15 protein-coding genes, 1 pseudogene and 1 riboswitch are annotated in these 17,060 nt (G+C 72.7%); of the genes and pseudogenes, 7 read left to right on the forward strand and 9 right to left on the reverse strand.

Annotated elements, in window-relative coordinates:
• Positions 1-56: 56 nt before the first annotated feature.
• A complete protein-coding gene (locus AB0E85_RS14940; protein WP_361926349.1) occupies positions 57-1,073 on the reverse strand; it encodes an ABC transporter substrate-binding protein in 1,017 nt (338 codons plus the stop codon).
• A 69-nt stretch (positions 1,074-1,142) separates the two neighbouring features.
• Positions 1,143-1,333: riboswitch (cobalamin riboswitch) on the reverse strand.
• Between the two features lie 84 nt (positions 1,334-1,417).
• Here AB0E85_RS14940 and AB0E85_RS14945 point away from each other — a divergent pair.
• From AB0E85_RS14945 to AB0E85_RS14955, 3 genes are all read left to right on the forward strand, one after another.
• Complete coding sequence (locus AB0E85_RS14945) at positions 1,418-1,846, forward strand: CoA-binding protein (protein ID WP_361926352.1); 429 nt, start codon at positions 1,418-1,420, stop codon at positions 1,844-1,846.
• 133 nt (positions 1,847-1,979) lie between these two features.
• On the forward strand, positions 1,980-3,584 hold the full coding sequence (locus tag AB0E85_RS14950) for an APC family permease (RefSeq protein ID WP_361926355.1): 1,605 nt from the start codon (positions 1,980-1,982) through the stop codon (positions 3,582-3,584).
• 21 nt (positions 3,585-3,605) lie between these two features.
• Positions 3,606-4,829, forward strand: a complete 1,224-nt coding sequence (locus tag AB0E85_RS14955) for a 4-hydroxybenzoate 3-monooxygenase (protein ID WP_361926358.1) — start codon at positions 3,606-3,608, stop codon at positions 4,827-4,829.
• Position 4,830: 1 nt separating this feature from the next.
• On the opposite strand, the gene AB0E85_RS14960 is transcribed toward AB0E85_RS14955, so the two are convergent.
• Complete coding sequence (locus AB0E85_RS14960) at positions 4,831-5,190, reverse strand: metalloregulator ArsR/SmtB family transcription factor (RefSeq protein ID WP_361926361.1); 360 nt, start codon at positions 5,188-5,190, stop codon at positions 4,831-4,833.
• Between the two features lie 64 nt (positions 5,191-5,254).
• Between AB0E85_RS14960 and AB0E85_RS14965 the strand changes: the two genes are divergently transcribed.
• Positions 5,255-6,301: a cation diffusion facilitator family transporter gene (locus tag AB0E85_RS14965; protein WP_361926364.1), complete on the forward strand. Its 1,047-nt coding sequence runs from the start codon at positions 5,255-5,257 to the stop codon at positions 6,299-6,301.
• Between the two features lies 1 nt (position 6,302).
• On the opposite strand, the gene AB0E85_RS14970 is transcribed toward AB0E85_RS14965, so the two are convergent.
• Complete coding sequence (locus tag AB0E85_RS14970) at positions 6,303-6,860, reverse strand: YbaK/EbsC family protein (protein WP_361926367.1); 558 nt, start codon at positions 6,858-6,860, stop codon at positions 6,303-6,305.
• A 43-nt stretch (positions 6,861-6,903) separates the two neighbouring features.
• Positions 6,904-7,476, reverse strand: a complete 573-nt coding sequence (locus tag AB0E85_RS14975) for an XRE family transcriptional regulator (protein WP_361926369.1) — start codon at positions 7,474-7,476, stop codon at positions 6,904-6,906.
• 97 nt (positions 7,477-7,573) lie between these two features.
• On the opposite strand from AB0E85_RS14975, the gene AB0E85_RS14980 reads away from it, so the two are divergent.
• On the forward strand, positions 7,574-8,431 hold the full coding sequence (locus AB0E85_RS14980; protein ID WP_361926372.1) for a DMT family transporter: 858 nt from the start codon (positions 7,574-7,576) through the stop codon (positions 8,429-8,431).
• An 8-nt stretch (positions 8,432-8,439) separates the two neighbouring features.
• Here the strand turns inward: AB0E85_RS14980 and AB0E85_RS14985 are convergent, their stop codons facing one another.
• Positions 8,440-9,237, reverse strand: a complete 798-nt coding sequence (locus tag AB0E85_RS14985; protein ID WP_361926375.1) for an acyltransferase — start codon at positions 9,235-9,237, stop codon at positions 8,440-8,442.
• 110 nt (positions 9,238-9,347) lie between these two features.
• Between AB0E85_RS14985 and AB0E85_RS14990 the strand changes: the two genes are divergently transcribed.
• The gene (locus AB0E85_RS14990) at positions 9,348-9,875 is read left to right on the forward strand and encodes a gamma carbonic anhydrase family protein (protein WP_361926377.1); all 528 of its coding nucleotides are present in this window, start codon (positions 9,348-9,350) and stop codon (positions 9,873-9,875) included.
• 79 nt (positions 9,876-9,954) lie between these two features.
• On the opposite strand, the gene AB0E85_RS14995 is transcribed toward AB0E85_RS14990, so the two are convergent.
• From AB0E85_RS14995 to AB0E85_RS15005, 3 genes are all read right to left on the reverse strand, one after another.
• Positions 9,955-10,593: a DedA family protein gene (locus AB0E85_RS14995; protein WP_361926379.1), complete on the reverse strand. Its 639-nt coding sequence runs from the start codon at positions 10,591-10,593 to the stop codon at positions 9,955-9,957.
• A gap of 72 nt (positions 10,594-10,665) precedes the next feature.
• Complete coding sequence (locus AB0E85_RS15000) at positions 10,666-13,062, reverse strand: phosphoketolase family protein (RefSeq protein ID WP_361926381.1); 2,397 nt, start codon at positions 13,060-13,062, stop codon at positions 10,666-10,668.
• 276 nt (positions 13,063-13,338) lie between these two features.
• Complete coding sequence (locus AB0E85_RS15005) at positions 13,339-15,207, reverse strand: RICIN domain-containing protein (protein ID WP_361926384.1); 1,869 nt, start codon at positions 15,205-15,207, stop codon at positions 13,339-13,341.
• 529 nt (positions 15,208-15,736) lie between these two features.
• On the opposite strand from AB0E85_RS15005, the pseudogene AB0E85_RS15010 reads away from it, so the two are divergent.
• Positions 15,737-16,527: pseudogene (locus AB0E85_RS15010) on the forward strand (sugar phosphate nucleotidyltransferase).
• 52 nt (positions 16,528-16,579) lie between these two features.
• Here the strand turns inward: AB0E85_RS15010 and AB0E85_RS15015 are convergent.
• Positions 16,580-17,032 carry a DUF4442 domain-containing protein gene (locus AB0E85_RS15015; RefSeq protein WP_209442554.1) on the reverse strand — a complete coding sequence of 151 codons (453 nt, stop codon included), beginning with the start codon at positions 17,030-17,032 and terminating at the stop codon, positions 16,580-16,582.
• Between the last annotated feature and the right edge of the window lie 28 nt (positions 17,033-17,060).

Below are 17,060 nucleotides of genomic sequence, written 5' to 3' on the forward strand. Positions count from 1 at the left end.
TGCGAGCCCGGTCCGCCGCCGGGGCCGGGCCGCGACACCCGGCACACTCCCGGCGGTCACTTCACCAGCCCGAACCGGCGCAGTCCGGCGGCCACCTGTTCCACGCCCTCTACGGTGCGGATGGTCGGGTTCATGGCCTGCCCGCTGAGCAGCACGTACCGCTTGTGCCGGACGGCGTCCATGTTCCGGGTGACCGGGTTGGACTCCAGGAAGGCGATCTTCCTGGCGGCCGACTCGGCGGTCTGCGACTTACGGGTCAGATCGCCGATGACGAGGACGTCGGGGTCGCGGTCGGCGACCGTCTCCCAGTTGATCTGGGGCCACTCCTCGTGCGTGTCGTCGAAGACGTTCTTCGCGCCGAGGGCCCGGGTGATGATGCCGGGCGCCCCGCAACAGCCCGCCATGTAGGGGGACTCGGAGTTCGCGAACCAGTACAGGAGGGTGACGTCGGAGGCGTCGGTACCGGCGGTGGCCTTCTTCACGCGCTGCCGGAGGGAGGCCACGAGCGCGTCGCCGCGCTTCTTCACCCCGAACACGGTCGCGAGGTCGCGTACCTCGCCGTAGACGGTGTCGATGCCCAGGGCCTTGTCGCGGGCGCCGTCGCCGCCGCCCGAGTTGTCCTTGCCGGCGCAGTCGGACGGGGAGACGTAGGTGGGGACGCCGAGCTTCTCGAACTGCTCGCGGGTGGCGACGCCGCCCTTGCCGAGGGTGGAGACGAAGGAGGCGGCGACGAAGTCGGGTTCGGTGTCCAGGACGCGTTCGAAGGAGGGGTTGTTGTCGGCGATGCGCGGCACCTCCGCTTCGTCCTTCTCCAGCCCCTTCATCACGGGGTCGGTCCAGGTGGCCGTGCCCGCGAGGCGGTCGGCGAGGCCCAGGGAGAGCAGGATCTCGGTGGTGCCCTGGTTGAGGGACACGGCGTGCCGCGGCGGGGCCGCCACCCGGACGTCGTGCCCGCAGTTGTTGAGGGTGACGGCGGCCTTGGCGTCGGTGGACGCGGTGCCGCCGCAGCCGGTCAGGAGCAGGGAGCCGGCCGCGAGCAGGGCGGCGGCACGGGCGGGTCGGGCGAGGGGCACGAAGAACCAGTCCTCAGGCGTCGAGGGCCCATTCGCGGGGCCCGGTCGTACGGTGCTCCCCCGCCGCACGCGGCCGCGGGGGCCGCCAGCAGGTCTTCGGACTCGGGTTCACCCGGATCGGGGCGCCTTCCCGGACGTCCGCGAGGAAGTCCAGTGGCCGAGGCCCCGCCCGTCCCCCTCACCGCTGCGCGTCAGTTCCGGATTCACACCGGATTCCCTGACCCACGTACATGGGTTCGACTGGCCTCGGCAAGCTATCACGGGACGTCCGGGAATCACCGCGCGTCCTGCGTCGTTGCCCGCAGAGCAGTGCAGTGCGTCCACGACTGACGAGGAGGCCGCCGGTGTACGGCGACGAGGCAACGGTCCGCAGGATCCTCACCGAGCTCGGCGACACCTGGGCCGTGGTCGGCCTGTCGTCGAACCGGCAGCGGGCGGCGTACGGCGTGGCAGCCGTGCTCCGGCGCTTCGGCAAGCGCGTCGTGCCGGTGCACCCGAAGGCGGAGACGGTGCACGGGGAGAAGGGGTACGCGAGCCTGGCGGACATCCCCTTCGACGTGGACGTCGTCGACGTGTTCGTGAACAGCGACCTCGCCGGAGCCGTCGCGGACGAGGCGGTCGCCAAGGGCGCGAAGGGCGTCTGGTTCCAACTGGGTGTCATCGACGAGGCGGCGTACGACCGGACCCGCGCGGCGGGCCTGGAGATGGTGATGGACCGCTGCCCGGCGATCGAGATCCCACGGCTGTCTCATCACCGCGTACAGGAATCCTGAAGCGTTCCCCACGAAATACCCGCACCCGGTCAAGGGTGCACAACTCGTCTTCTGCGGCCGGCCGGCCGATTCCTAACCTGAGGCCTCTTGCTCCCCGAACTCCCCGAGTTCATCTTCGAGAGGCCCTGTATTCATGGAAAGAGACGGCCTGCGCCGGGATGTCGGGCTGATCGGGCTCATGTGGGCGTCCGTCGGTTCCATCATCGGCTCGGGCTGGCTGTACGGCGCCGAGAAGGCGGTCGTGGTGGCCGGCCCCGCGGCGATCCTGTCCTGGCTCATCGGCGCCGTGGCGATCGTGCTGCTGGCGCTGGTGCACGCGGAACTGGGTGGCATGTTCCCGGTCGCGGGCGGCACGGCCCGGTATCCGCACTACGCGTTCGGCGGGCTGGCCGGCATGTCCTTCGGCTGGTTCTCCTGGCTCCAGGCGGCGACCGTGGCACCGATCGAGGTCGAGGCCATGATCGGCTACGCCGGGCACTGGCACTGGGCCCAGGGCTTCCAGCACGCGAAGGACGGGACGCTGACGACGAGCGGCTTCGTCGTCGCCGTCCTGCTGATGGCCGTGTTCGTCGTGGTCAACTTCCTCGGCGTGCGGATCCTGGCGCACACCAACAGCGCCGCCACCTGGTGGAAGGTGGCCGTGCCACTGGCCGCGATCTTCATCATCGCGGCCGGCAACTTCCACCCGGGCAACTTCACCGAGCACGGCTTCGCCCCGTTCGGCGCCCACGGCGTGCTGAGCGCCGTCAGCTCCAGCGGCATCATCTTCGCCCTGCTGGGCTTCGAGCAGGCCATCCAGCTCGCGGGCGAGAGCCGCGACCCGCAGCGGGATCTGCCGCGCGCCACGATCGGCTCGGTCGCCATCGGGGCGGCCATCTACGTCCTGCTCCAGGTCGTCTTCATCGCCGCCCTGCCGCTGGGCTCCTTCGCGCACGGCTGGACCAAGCTCGACTACCCCGGCATCACCGGCCCGTGGGCGGGTCTGGCGACCCTGGTGGGCCTCGGCTGGCTGAGCGTGGTGCTGTACCTGGACGCGGTGGTCTCCCCGGGCGGCACCGGCCTGATCTACACGACGGCCACATCCCGCGTCTCCTACGGACTGGCCGGCAACGGCTACGCGCCGAAGCTCTTCGTCCGCACCGACGCCCGCGGCGTGCCGTGGTTCGGGCTGATCGTGTCGTTCGTGACCGGCGTGGTCTGCTTCCTGCCGTTCCCGAGCTGGCAGCAGCTGGTCGGCTTCATCACCTCGGCGAGCGTGCTGATGTACGCGGGTGCCCCGCTGGCCTACGGCGTCTTCGCGGACCGGCTGCCGCACCGGGCGCGCCCCTACCGCCTGCCCGCCGGGAAGGTCCTCTCGCCGCTGTCGTTCGTGGTGGCCAACCTCATCATCTACTGGTCCACCTGGGACACGCTGTGGCGGCTCGGTGTGGCCATCGTCCTCGGCTACGTCCTGCTCGGCGGCTACGCCTGGTACGCCACCCGCAAGGGCCTGCCCGACGCTCCCCGGCTCGACTTCAGGGCCGCCCAGTGGCTGCCCGTCTACCTGCTGGGCATGGGCGTCATCTCCTGGCAGGGCGGTTTCGGCGGCCAGGGGCACCTCGCCCTGTGGTGGGACATCCTGGTCGTCGCGGTGTTCTCGCTGGCGATCTACTACTGGGCGCGGGCCTCGGCCTCCGGGGCCGGGGAGATCGAGCGGAGCATCGAGGAGGTGTCGGTCGAGGCAGTGCCCGTCCACTGAGGCCGCCTCCATAATGTGCGCATGACCCGCCCCCTTCCGCCCGCCGGCTCCGGCGCCCCGCAACGCTTCCCGGTCGTTGTCGTGGGCGCCGGTCCCGCCGGTCTCACCGTCGGCAACATCCTGCGGGCCGCGTCCGTGGACTGCCTGGTGCTGGAGACGGAGACCCGCGACTTCATCGAACACCGGCCCCGTGCCGGGGTCATCGAGGAACGGGCCGTACGCGGGCTGGAGAAGCGGGGCCTCGCCCGTAACCTGCTGGACCGGGCGGAACTGCACACCGCGTGCGAGTTCCGCTTCGACGGAGAGCGGTACCGGTTCCCGTACGGAGAGCTGACGGGCAGTCACCATTTCGTCTATCCGCAGCCGTTGCTGGTGACGGACCTGGTCCGCGAGTACGCCGACGTCCGGGGCGGACAGATCCGCTTCGGGGTCCGCGACGTGCGGATCCACGACCTCGACACCGACCGGCCCCGGGTGTCCTACACCTGCCCCGGGACGGGTGAACGCCAGGTCGTGCACTGCGACTTCGTCGCGGGCTGCGACGGGGCGCGCGGGGCCAGCCGGGCCTCGCTCCCGCCCGAGCGGGTCCGGATCGCGCGGCACGACTACGGCATCGGCTGGCTGGCCCTGCTCGCCGAGGCACCGCCGTCCACCGACTGCGTGCTGTTCGGCTGCCATGCGCGCGGCTTCGCCGGCCAGATGCCCCGCAGCCCGGAGGTGACCCGCTACTACCTCCAGTGCCCGCCGGGCGACGACCCGGAGAACTGGCCGCACGAGCGGGTGTGGTCGGAGCTCCGGGAGCGGCTCGGGGCGGCCGGTGTGCCGCCACTGACCGAGGGGCGGCTGATCGAGAAGCGCGTGCTGGACATGCACGACTACGTGGTCGAGCCGATGGCGCACGGACGGCTCTTCCTCGCCGGTGACGCGGCCCATCTGGTCGCCCCGATCGCCGCCAAGGGCATGAACCTCGCCCTGCACGACGCCTTCCTGCTCGGTGACGCCCTGGTCGCGCGGCTGACCTCCGGTGACGGCAGCGGCCTCGACGGCTACACGGAGGCGTGTCTGCGGCGGGTGTGGGACTACCAGGAGTTCTCGCAGTGGCTGTCCGAGGTGTACCACGGCACGGCGGCGGGCGACCCGTTCCGCGCCGGCACCACGCTCGCCCGGCTGCGCCGCCTGTTCACCTCGCCGGCGGCCGCCGCCGCCTTCGCCGAGCAGTACCTGGGGACGGCCGCGCGGTACTGACTCAGTCGTGCGGCGGACGATCATTGAGGCGGTGATCGGCCACGTTCAGCGCTTCGTCGACGAGCCGGCGCAGATGGCCGTCGCGGAGTGAGTAGATCACCCGGCGGCCCTCCTTGCGCGTGCTCACCAGGCCCGCGAGGCGCAGCCGCGCCAAGTGCTGGCTGACGGCCGGCCTGGCCGACCCGCACGCCTCCGTGAGCGTCGTGACGTCGGCCTCTCCCCCGGTCAGCGCGTGCAGCAGGGCGAGCCGGGTGCGGTCGCCGAGCAGGGCGAGGAGCTCCGCGGCGAGGGCCAGCTGTTCCTCGCCGGAGCTGCGCGGATGCGCATCATGCGCAGATGACAGGTGCATGCGTGCGCTCATACGCACATAATGGCGCCCGGGCGCGGGTACGTCCACTCTCGCGCGCACCGGAAAGGGGATCCACGTGAGCGACCGGCACGAGCACGCGCACGAGCACGACCACACCCACGGGCGCGGGCATCGCCACGGCCTGCGCCACCGGGTGGGTCACCTCCTCGCCCCGCACTCCCACGAGATGGCCGACAAGGTCGACTCCGCCCTGGAGTCCTCGGCCCGCGGGATGCGGGCGCTGTGGGTCTCGCTCGCCGTCCTCGGTGTGACGGCGCTGGCCCAGGCGGCCGTGGTGGCCGCCTCCGGGTCCGTGGCGCTGCTCGGCGACACGGTGCACAACACCGCGGACGCGCTGACCGCCGTCCCGCTCGCGATCGCCTTCGTGCTGGGCCGGCGCGCGGCCACGCGCCGTTTCACCTACGGCTACGGGCGGGCCGAGGACCTGGCCGGTCTCGTGATCGTGCTGACGATCGCGGCGTCCGCGGTCTTCGCGGGCTGGACGGCGGTGGAGCGGCTGCTGGATCCGCGCCCGGTCCAGCACGTCCCGGCGGTCGCCGCGGCCGCCCTCGTCGGCTTCGCGGGCAACGAGTGGGTGGCCCGCTACCGCATGCGCGTCGGCCGCTCGATCGGCTCGGCGGCGCTGGTCGCCGACGGGCTGCACGCCCGCACCGACGGCTTCACCTCGCTGGCCGTGCTGCTGGGCGCCGGCGGCTCCGCCCTCGGGTGGCAATGGGCCGACCCGGCCGTCGGGCTGCTGATCACCGCGGCGATCGCACTGGTGCTGCGGGACGCGGCCCGGGAGGTGTTCCGCCGGGTGCTGGACGCCGTCGACCCGGCCCTGGTCGACCGGGCCGAGCGGGCCCTGGCCGAGGTGCCCGGGGTGCGCGGGGTGGGCGAGCTGCGGCTGCGCTGGATCGGCCACCGGCTGCGCGCCGAGGTGGCGGTCGTGGTGGACGGAGACGCGACGGTGCGCGAGGCCCACCGCATCGCCGTGGACGCCGAGCACGCGCTGCTGCACGCGGTACCGCGCCTGACCGCGGCCCTGGTGCACGCGGATCCGGAACCGGCCCCGGGCGAGAGCGACCCCCATCTCCCCCTGGCCCACCACGGCGCGGCGTAGCTCAGGAGACCCCGAGACCGTCCAGCACCACGGCGCCCGGCAGTTCCGCGAACGCCTTCCCGGGAACGAGCAGTTTTCCGCGCCGCCGGCCACTGCCGACGAGCGCGTACGGCAGGTCGACCACGGCCGCGTCCACCAGGACGGGCCAGCCGTCCGGCAGACCGAGCGGGGTGATGCCGCCGTACTCCATGCCGGTCTCGCCGGTGGCCGTGTCCATGGAGGCGAAGGAGGCCTTGCGGGCACCGAGCTGCCGGCGCACCACGCCGTTGACGTCGACCCGGGTGGTGGACAGCACGACGCACGCGGCGAGCGTGGACTCGCCGCCCCGCTTGCCCGCGACGACCACGCAGTTGGCTGACCGCTCCAGGAGGTCCTGCCCGTAGTGCTCGACGAAGGTGGCGGTGTCGGCCCACTCGGGGTCGGTGTCGACGTAGACGATCTGCTCGGCCGGGACGCTGCCGGGCCAGTGGCGTACGGCGTCGGCGACCGGCGTGGTGAGTTCGTCGAGGCAGGCGGGGGCCGGGCGGGCGTTGTCGAAGTGTCCGATGGGTGCGCGCATGGCCGCACGCTAACAACAGCGGGCCTGTACGGGACCGGGCGTCTCAGGCCACGGGCGGCACCGAGACGGCCATGACCATCTCCATGGGCTCCGCGCCGGTGTTGCCGTAGGTGTGCGGGACGTTGGCCTCGAAGTGGACGCTGGCGCCCGCGGGCACCCGGTGCTCGACGCCGTCGACGGTGAGGGTCAGTTCGCCCGCAGTGACGTGCAGCAGTTCGGTCGTGCCGGCGGGGTGCGGGTCCGACGGACTGCTCTCACCGGGCATGAGCCGCCAGTCCCACATCTCCAGCGGGCCGGGCGCCTCGGTGCCCGCCAGGAGCCGGTTGTAGCTGCCGGCGTCGGTGTGCCACAGCCGTACGGCCTGCTCGGCCGGGACGACCCGGACGTTCGGGCCCTGCTCGTAGTCGAGCAGGGTCGTGATGCTGATGCCGAGCGCGTCGCCGATCTTGACGACGGTACCGAGGCTGGGATTGGTGCGCGCCTGCTCGATCTGGATGAGCATGCCGCGGCTGACGCCCGCCCGAGCGGCGAGCACGTCCAGGGTGAAGCCGCGCACCGCGCGCCAGTGCTTGACGCTCCGCGCCAGGGACTGGGTCAGCAGGTCGAGGTCCGACACGTTCCGTCCAATATTCTGTATGACACAGTGCAATGCACTGCACTATGGTGTGGTTGACCTGATCGTTCACTGAACTGTACTGCGAGGTATCCACCCCATGACAGCGCTCTTCGCCCTGGCCACGAGCCTGTTGTGGGGACTGGCCGACTTCGGCGGCGGCCTGCTCACCCGGCGCACGCCCGCGCTCACGGTGGTCGTGGTCTCGCAGTCGATCGCGGTGGCGGTGCTCGGCGCCCTCGTGGTGGCGACCGGCGGCTGGAGCGAGGCGGGGCCGCTGCTGTGGTTCGCCGTCGCGGCCGGGCTGGTCGGGCCGGTGGCGATGCTCGCCTTCTACAAGGCGCTCGCGCTGGGCCCGATGGGCGTGGTCTCGCCGCTGGGGTCGATCGGGGTGGCCGTGCCGGTCGGGGTGGGCCTCATGCTGGGCGAGCGCCCGGGCCTGCCGCAGTTCGTCGGCATCCTGGTCGCCGTCGCCGGCGTCTGCCTCGCCGGCGGCCCCCAGCTCCGCGGCGCCCCCGTCCAGCGCCGGGCCATCGCCCTGACCCTGCTCGCGGCGTTCGGCTTCGGCGCGGTGATGGCCCTGATCGCCGAGGCGTCGACGACACTGACCGGCCTGTTCCTCGCCCTGTTCGTGCAGCGGGTGACGAACGTCGCCGCGGGCGGTCTCGCGCTGTTCGTGTCGGTGCGACGCGGCGGGCCCGCCCTCCCGGCGGACGGCTTCCCCTGGCGGACCCTGCCCGCCCTCGCCTTCGTCGGCCTCGCGGACGTCGCCGCGAACGGCACGTACTCGATCGCCGCGCAGCACGGCCCGGTGACGGTCGCCGCCGTGCTGGCCTCCCTGTACCCGGTGGTGACGGCCGTGGCCGCGCGGGGGGTCCTGCGAGAACGGCTGCGGGCCGTGCAGGCCGCGGGCGCCGGACTGGCCCTGGTGGGGACGGTGCTGCTGGCGTCGGGCTGAACGGACCGTCAGGAACCCGGCTCCGCCTCCGCGAGTCCGGCCGCCGCCTCCTCGTCCAGCTCGGCCAGCCGGGCCGCCGCCTCCTCGTCCAGGTCCGCCAGCGCGCTGAGCTGCTCGGGGGTGACGCCGTCCGGTATCGGCACCGGCGCCGGGGTGCGCAGCGGCGGCTGCCAGCCGTCGGCGGGTGTCCAGCGCCGTACGACGCGGGCCGGTGCGCCCGCGACCACGGCGTGGTCGGGCACCGTGCCCCGCACGACCGCCCCCGCGGCCACCACCACGTTCCGCCCGATCCGGGCGCCCGGCAGGATCACCGCTCCGGTGCCGATCCAGCAGCCGGGGCCGATCTCCACCGGCTCCATCCGCGGCCACTGCTTGCCGATGGGCTGGTGCGGATCGTCGTAGGAGTGGTTCGTGGAGGTGACGTAGACGTACGGGCCGAAGTAGCAGTCGTCGCCGATCGTGACCGTCGTGTCGGCGATGACGTGGCTGCCGCGGCCCAGGACGACGCCGTCGCCGATCCGCAGGATCGGGTCCGGGCCGAGGTCGAGGTCGGGCATCAGGCCCGCGGTGAGGGTGACCTGCTCGGCGATGATGCAGTAGGAGCCGAGGTGGATCCAGGGCTCACCGAAGACCGTGCCGAACGGGAAGGCGAGTCTGGTACCTGTTCCCATCGTGCCGAACCGGTAGCGGCCGGGGTGCTCGGCGGTGACGGAGCCCGTGCGCCGCACCCAGGCCCAGCCCGCGTGGACGACGCGCTGCGCGAGGCCCCGCCGCCAGGATGAGAACGTGTTCTTGCGCTTCGGCACGAACTCACGGTACTCAGCGGTAGCTGCACCCGCGGCGTCGGATACCTGTGATCTTCGCCCCACCGGGTGGCGTACGGTTTGCGCGTTGTCTACGACGCTGGGAGGCGGACATGGGTCGGCGCGCGATGATCACGGGGATCGGCGGCAGGGAGCCGGAGATCGACGAGACGGCTTTCGTGGCGCCGACGGCGTCGGTGATAGGGGGCGTGACGCTGGGGGCGGGGGCGAGCGTCTGGTACGGAGCGGTGGTGCGCGGCGACGTCGAGGCGATCTCCGTCGGGGCGAGCAGCAACGTCCAGGACAACTGCACGCTCCACGCCGACCCGGGGTTTCCGGTGCGCGTCGGTGAGCGGGTGAGCATCGGGCACAACGCTGTGGTGCACGGGGCGACGGTCGAGGACGACTGTCTGATCGGGATGGGTGCGACGGTGCTGAACGGGGCGGTGATCGGAGCCGGGTCGCTGGTCGCCGCACAGGCGCTGGTGCCACAGGGGATGGTGGTGCCGGCCGGCTCGCTCGTCGCCGGGGTGCCGGCCAAGGTCAAGCGGCCCCTGACGGAGGAAGAGAAGCAGGGCGTCACCCTCAACGGCACGATGTACGCCGAGTTGGCGAAGGCGCATCGGGAGGTGCACGCGTAGGTGCTGCGGCGGATGCGGCGTCGTGGGCACTGGTCGGGCCCACGCGGCGGAGCCGCCTGTCGATACGCCCCTGCGCCCCCTAGGGCGCCGGCTCCCCGGCCGCTTCCAGGTTCTGGCCCGCGCTCTTCGCCCTGCGCTTGAGCACCAGCATGGACGTGACACCGACCAGGACCGCCGCGACCAGTCCGAGCCACGAGAAGCGCTTCAGCCAGGACTCCGCGACGATGCCGACGTAGTAGATGACCGCCGTCGTGCCGCCGGCCCAGAGGATGCCCCCGAGGACGTTGGCGATGGCGAACTTCCAGTACGGCATGCGGAGCACGCCGGCGAGAGGGCCGGCGAAGATGCGCAGCAGGGCGACGAAGCGGCCGAAGAAGACGGCCCACATGCCCCACTTCTCGAAGGAGCGCTCGGCGGTGGCGATGTGCCCCTCGCTGAAGTGCTTGGGGAACTTGTTGCCCAGCCACGCGAGCAGGGGCCGCCCGCCCTTGCGGCCGATGGCGTAGCCGATCGAGTCGCCGATGATCGCACCGGCCGTGGCGCTGGCGCCCAGGACGACCGGGTCGATCTCGCCGTGCTGGGACGCGAGCAGCGCCGAGGAGACGAGGATGATCTCGCCGGGCAACGGGATTCCCAGGCTCTCCAGGCCGATGACCAGCCCCACCAGTGCGTAGACGGCGACCGCGGGTACGGTTTCGAGCCACTCCTGGACGTGCAACGCCGGTTCCTTTCCCTGAGCTTCCCTGCGTGCCCCGGGAAGCCTACCGGCTGTGAAGACGTCCCTTGTGGCTCAGGCGTTCCAGCTCCACTCGGCGACCTCGGGCAGGTCGGTGCCGTGCTCACGGATCCAGGCGTGGTGCCGGGTGCGGGCGTCGGCCATCCGCTGGCGCACGGCCGTGGCGCGCACCGCCAGGCCCGGGACGCGGTCGATGACGTCCATGACCAGGCGGTAGCGGTCGAGGTCGTTGCGGACGACCATGTCGAACGGCGTGGTCGTGGTGCCGGCCTCCTTGTAGCCCCGCACGTGCAGGTTCTGGTGGCCGGTGCGGCGGTAGGCGAGGCGGTGGATCAGCCACGGATAGCCGTGGTAGGCGAAGATCACCGGCTTGGTCGTGGTGAACAGGCCGTCGTACTCGAAGTCGCTCATGCCGTGCGGGTGCTCCCCCTGGGGCAGCAGCCGGGCCAGGTCGACGACGTTGACGACCCGGACGGACAGCTCGGGCAGGTACCGGCGGAGCAGGTGCGCGGCGGCCAGGGTCTCCTGGGTCGGGACGTCACCGGCGCAGGCCAGCACGACGTCCGGCTCGGTGCCGTCCTCGGTGCCCGCCCACTCCCAGGCGCCGGCGCCGCGGGCGCAGTGCACCCGGGCCTCCTCGATCGACAGCCAGTCGAAGCAGGGCTGCTTGCCGGCCACGACGACGTTGACGTAGTCGCGGCTGCGCAGAGCGTGGTCGGCCACCGCCAGCAGGGTGTTGGCGTCCGGCGGGAGGTAGACCCGGACGACCTCGGGGCTCTTGTTGAGGACGTGGTCGACGAAGCCGGGGTCCTGGTGGGAGAAGCCGTTGTGGTCCTGCCGCCACACATGGGAGGTCAGCAGGTAGTTGAGGGAGGCGATGGGCGCCCGCCAGGGCAGCCTGCGGGAGGTGCGCAGCCACTTGATGTGCTGGTTGACCATGGAGTCGACGATGTGCACGAACGCCTCGTAGCAGGAGAACAGCCCGTGCCGGCCGGTGAGGAGGTAGCCCTCCAGCCAGCCCTGGCACAGGTGCTCGGAGAGAACCTCCATCACCCGGCCGTGCCGGTCCAGGTGCTCGTCCACGGGCAGCGTCCCGGCCTGCCAGGTCTTGCCGCTCGCGCCGTAGACGGCCTGGAGCCGGTTGGAGGCGGTCTCGTCCGGGCCGACCAGGCGGAAGTCGCGGCGCTCTGCGGTGTCGCGCATCACCCGGGCGAGGAGGTCGCCGAGGACCCGGGTGGGTTCGTGCGTCGTCGTGCCGGGCTTGTCGACGGGGACGGCGAAGTCCTCCAGGGACGGGATCGGAAGGTCGCGGACGAGCAGTCCGCCGTTGGCGTAGGGGGTGGCACCGAGGCGCCGGGTGCCCTCGGGGACACAGGCGAGGACGTCCGGGACGGGGCGGCCCTCGGCGTCGAACAGTTCCTCGGGCCGGTACGAGCGCAGCCAGGACTCCAGCTGCCGCAGGTGCTCGGGGTTGTCGCGGACGCCGGACAGCGGCACCTGGTGGGCCCGCCACGTGCCCTCGACCGGTTCACCGTCGACCTCGGACGGGCCGGTCCAGCCCTTGGGGGTGCGCAGCACGATCACCGGCCAGCGCGGGCGCTCGGTCACGCCGTCCTCGCGGGCGGCGCGCTGGGCCCCGGCGATGCGGTCGAGCGCGGTGTCCATGGCCGCTGCCATGGCGCGGTGGACGGTGGCCGGTTCGTCGCCGGCGACGTGGATCGGCTCGTGCCCGTAGCCGCGCAGCAGCGCGTCGAGCTCCTCCTCCGGGAGGCGGGCGAGGACGGTCGGATTGGCGATCTTGTAGCCGTTGAGGTGCAGGATCGGCAGGACGGCACCGTCGTGGACGGGGTCGAGGAACTTGTTGGCGTGCCAGGATCCGGCGAGCGGCCCGGTCTCCGCCTCGCCGTCGCCGATCACGCAGGCCACGAGCAGGTCCGGGTGGTCGAGGGCGGCGCCGTAGGCATGGGCGAGGGAGTAGCCGAGTTCGCCGCCCTCGTGGATCGAGCCGGGCACCTCGGGGGCGACGTGGCTGGGCACGCCGCCGGGGAAGGAGAACTGCCGCATCAGCAGCTCCATGCCGTGCACGTCCCGGGAGGCGTCCGGGTACTTCTCGCTGTAGCTGCCCTCCAGCCAGGAGTTGGCGAGGACCGACGGTCCGCCGTGGCCCGGGCCCCAGATGCACAGGGTGTCGAGCCCGCGTGCCTTGATCACCCGGTTGAGGTGGGTGTGGACGAGGTTCAGCCCGGGTGAGGTGCCCCAGTGGCCCAGCAGCCGCGGCTTGATGTGCTCGGGCCGCAGCGGCTCGGTGAGCAGGGGGTTGGCCAGCAGGTAGATCTGACCGGCCGCCAGATAGTTCGCGGCCCGCCAGTGGGCGTCCAGCGTGCGCAGTTCTTCGTCGGTCGGGGCGGTCGTGCTGTCGGTCCTGCTGTCCTGGCGCGGGGCCTCGGGCATGAGTGACTCCCTGGGTTCTGCGGGCGGCCTCAGGAGGAGTACCAGTCTGTTCCGGTTCGATGCCTGGCGCCTCTCGGCCGTGCCGGTCGCACCGCCGGGTGTGAGCCGCCCGCCCGCGCGTTCCGTCGCACATCCCGTGACGACGCCCCGTCACAGGGCGCGGCGCCCGGGGCCGGGCGCCCGGTCGTGGCGCGCAGGGCGAGCCGCCGGTGTCCTCGCCGCAGCACGAGTCGCACCCCTGGGGGACGCCCGGGCGGGCGCCCCCCCCGGCCCGTGCTACGGCAGGGCGGTGTGGAGAGCCGTCACCGCGTCGGTCACGGTGGCGGTCACGGGACCGACGACGTCGGCGCCGGGCCGCGGGCCGGTCTCGCCGGCCCCTGGCTCGGCTTCGGCCCCGGGTTCGGCTTCAGCGCAGCAGTCCACGGGCGCGAACCGCGCCTCGTACCGCTGCTGGGTCAGTTCCCCGGACCCGCTGCGCGGTGGTTCGGGCCGCTGCCCGGGCGGGGCCCCGCCGTACGGCTGCTGCTCGCGCTCTTCGCGGCTCTCCCGTGATGAGTCCTCGGCCCTCTTCCGCCGGGGTTCCCCCGGCGCGCCGGTGGCATCCGGCGGTTCCACCGCCCAGCGTTGCGCCGCGGAGCCGTCCCGACCGGTGACGGTCACGTTCCGGCCTTTGCCCGGGGCGACGGCAAGTCCCCTGCCGCAGCGCGGCAGCAGTTCGCCGCGCACGGTCAGGTCGTAGCGGACGACTCCCGCGTGCGCCAGGCAGTCGGCCAGGACGACCGAGCCCTCGGCGGGGTCGGACTCGAGGCACAGGGTCGGGTCGGCGCCGCTGCGCAGGACCCCGTTCTCCTGGTACGACCACTGCTGGGACCCGTTCGCGGAGCAGGTGGTCAGCACGATGCGGGCCTCGGCCCGGGCCCGGCCGCCCCGGACGTCGAGGCACAGGCCGTCGTCGAGGTTGCGCAGGCGCCCCCGGGCTGCTTCCGCGGAGTTGCCGGCGGTGGCGGCCGACGGGGCGCCGGCGGACGAGGACCGCTCGGACGAGGAAGCCGTGGAGTCCGGTTCCCTGGGGGCGGGGCCCCCGCCGTCCGGCGCGACGGAGTGGCCGCTGACCGCGCCCCAGGTGGCCCGTGGGCCGGCGGCCCCGCTCTCCTCCGTCCAGCCCCGGGCGGTGAGCAGGGTCGCCAGCAGCACGAGGGAGGTCACCCCGATCGCGGCGGCCAGTGCCTTCGTGTGCCTCCTCGACGACAGGGACCGGCCGGTCGCCGCGTCGGCCCGGGGCCGGAAGCGGTGCCGCCCGCCGGCGGGCAGGGTGCTCCGGCCCTCGTCGCGGCCCTGCCGTGACGCGAGGTAGCGGCGGGCACCCCAGCCGAGCACCGTCTCCACGAGCAGGTCTTCCAGACCGCCCTCGAAATGGCTGAGCTGTTCGGCGGCGTGACGGCAGTAGCGGCACGCCATGAGATGCCGCTGCACATCCGGCAGCAGGGCCCCTCCGCGGCGCATGGGAACGTCCAGCAGGCGGTTGTAGTAGCGGCATTCCTGCGACGGTGCGAGTTCCCGGTGCGCCCGTACGCATCCCGAGCGGAATTGCTCGCGCGCCTGGAGCAGGGCGGCCGAAGCGGTGGCGGCGTCCACCCCCAGCAGACCGGCCGGTACGGATATGGGCTCGGCTTCGACCTCCGTGTGCCACAGCAGGCATTGCGACGCACCCGGAAGGCCCCTGAATGCGCGCTCCGCGAGGCGACGCCTTTCGGCTGTGCTGGAGCGGGCGGCGCGCAGACCGCGGGCCCCGACGGTTTTGCGGAGTTCCGGCAGGACTCCGGAAATACCGTCATCGGCGGCCCACTTCCCGACCGTGTCCCGGACCGCCCTGAGCAGCCGGGGACGCAGGGCGCCACCGCCCGGCCGGGCCAGCTCCTCCCGGAAGGCGGCGGCTGCCGCCATCGCCGCGGAGTCCTCCGAGGACGCCAGGCAGATCACGGCGTACTCGTAGACCGGGCGCCAGTGCCGTGCCAGCAACAGGGCGACGGCGCGCGGCGCTTCGGCGGGTTCGCCGACCCGGGCGAGAAGGTTGCGGTCGGACTCCGCGGGCCCCGCTCCGGGTCGTGGCGGGTACGGCGGGCGTGGGGGGTTGGGGGATTGCACGGAACCATTTCCTTCCAGCCGCAGAACGGCAGGCGAATTGCGCGTCCGTCGGAAAGCAGGTGCGTGATTGGTGCATACCTGTGCCGTGTCAGCTGCGGACCCGGCTGTGAGGTGGCTCACTTTCGCACACGCGACTCACTGGTAACAAGGAGTTCGGATGACCCAAGTTCAAAACGCAAGCAATTCAGATCTGTTACCGGCGGTATCCGTACCGGCTTTCGAAAAGGAGGCCGTTGGGGGGCACAAGTTGTGTGCACGCAAAGGCGGTTGGCACACGAAATCTCCAACTCCGCGGCGCGCTCCCATCCGGCTCCCGGCGGGCTCTCAGACCTCCAGCACGGGCCGCTTGAGCACGCCCACCCTTCCGCCCGGGCCACCCCGGGTCCCGCTCCCGCCGCCCACGCGATCCGCACGGTCCGGCCCGGCCCGGCCCAGTCCGGCCCGGCCCGGCCCAGTCCGGCCCGGCCCGGCCCAGTCCGGCCCGGCCCGGCCCAGTCCGGCCCGGTCCGGCCCAGTCCGCAAGACGGTCATCCCGGCCGCCGGTCTCGGCACCCGCTTCCTGCCCGCCACGCATGCGACACCCGAGGAGATGCTGCCGGTCGTGGACAAGCCCGCCGTCCAGTACGTCGCCGAGGAGGCGGCAGCGGCCGGGCTGGACGATGTCCAGATGGCAGCGGCCGGCACAAGCGGGCCGTCCAGGACCACTTCGACCACGCCTCCGAGCTGGAGCAGGCCCTCGCGGCCCAGGGTGACACCGTGCGGCTGGACGCCGTGCGCGACCCGGCGCGGCCGGCGAGCATCCACCACATCCGGCAGGGCGATCCGCCCGGCCTGGGCAACGACGTGCTGTGCGCCCGTGCCACGTCGGCGACAAGCCGTTCGCGGTCCTCCTCGGCGACGACCTGATCGACCCTCGCGAGACACTGCTGAGCCGGATGCCCGACGTCCCGTGACGCGGGCGACGCCCTCCTCGCCGGTCGGCTCGACGGCGGCGCAGCCGCAGCGGTGGATCTGCTCGGGCTCGGCCGCTACGCCCTCGGCCCGGACGTCTTCACCCTCCTGGAACGCACCCCGCCCGGCCGGGGCGGCGAGATCCAGCCGACCGACGCCCGGCAGGAGCAGGCCGCGGGCGGCACCGTGCACGGGGGCGTCTTCGAGGGCCTGCGCCACGGCACCGGCGACGAGACCGACCATCTGCGCGCGGCGGTCAGGCTCGCCCGTGAACGCCCCGGCCCGGGGCCGGAGTTCGTGACATGGCTCAGGGGGTTCCCCGGGGAGCTGGACGGCGCACGCCGCGGGCACCGGGACGCGGCGGCCTGACATGCGAAAGCCCCGGCACCCGGCCGGGGTTCCCGCACACGCGACGGAACGCTCAGCTGTTGGGCCGCAGGGTCCATACGACAGTCATCTCGCCGGTGACGGCACCGTCGGCCCGCTGAAGGGCGATGGCCACCGGGAACTCGGGGCGCTCCCCGGCGTCCAGCTGGGCGACGACCTCGGCGGCCGGACGGCCGAGGGTGGCCGTGGCGGTGACGGCGCCCATCGCCAGCTTCTTGTAGGAGATCTCGGCGCTGACGGCGAGCGGCACGGCACGCGAGAGCTGGTCCCCGAACGCGGCCAGCACGATCGCCCCGCTCGCGGACTCGCCGAGCGTGAACATCGCACCGGCGTGCGGGCCGCCCACGTGGTTGTGGAACTCGGCCTGGTCCGGCAGCGACAGCACCGCCCGTTCCGGCGAGGTCTCGAGGAACTCGAGATTCAGGGTCCGGGCCATGGGCACCGTGGCGGCGAGCATCTCGCCGATGGACATCTGGTCTGCGCTCATGGCCGCATGTTACTCACGAGTAGAGACG

It is taken from the genome of Streptomyces sp. NPDC029044 (assembly GCF_040637495.1).
In the GTDB taxonomy this organism is placed as follows: Bacteria; Actinomycetota; Actinomycetes; order Streptomycetales; family Streptomycetaceae; genus Streptomyces.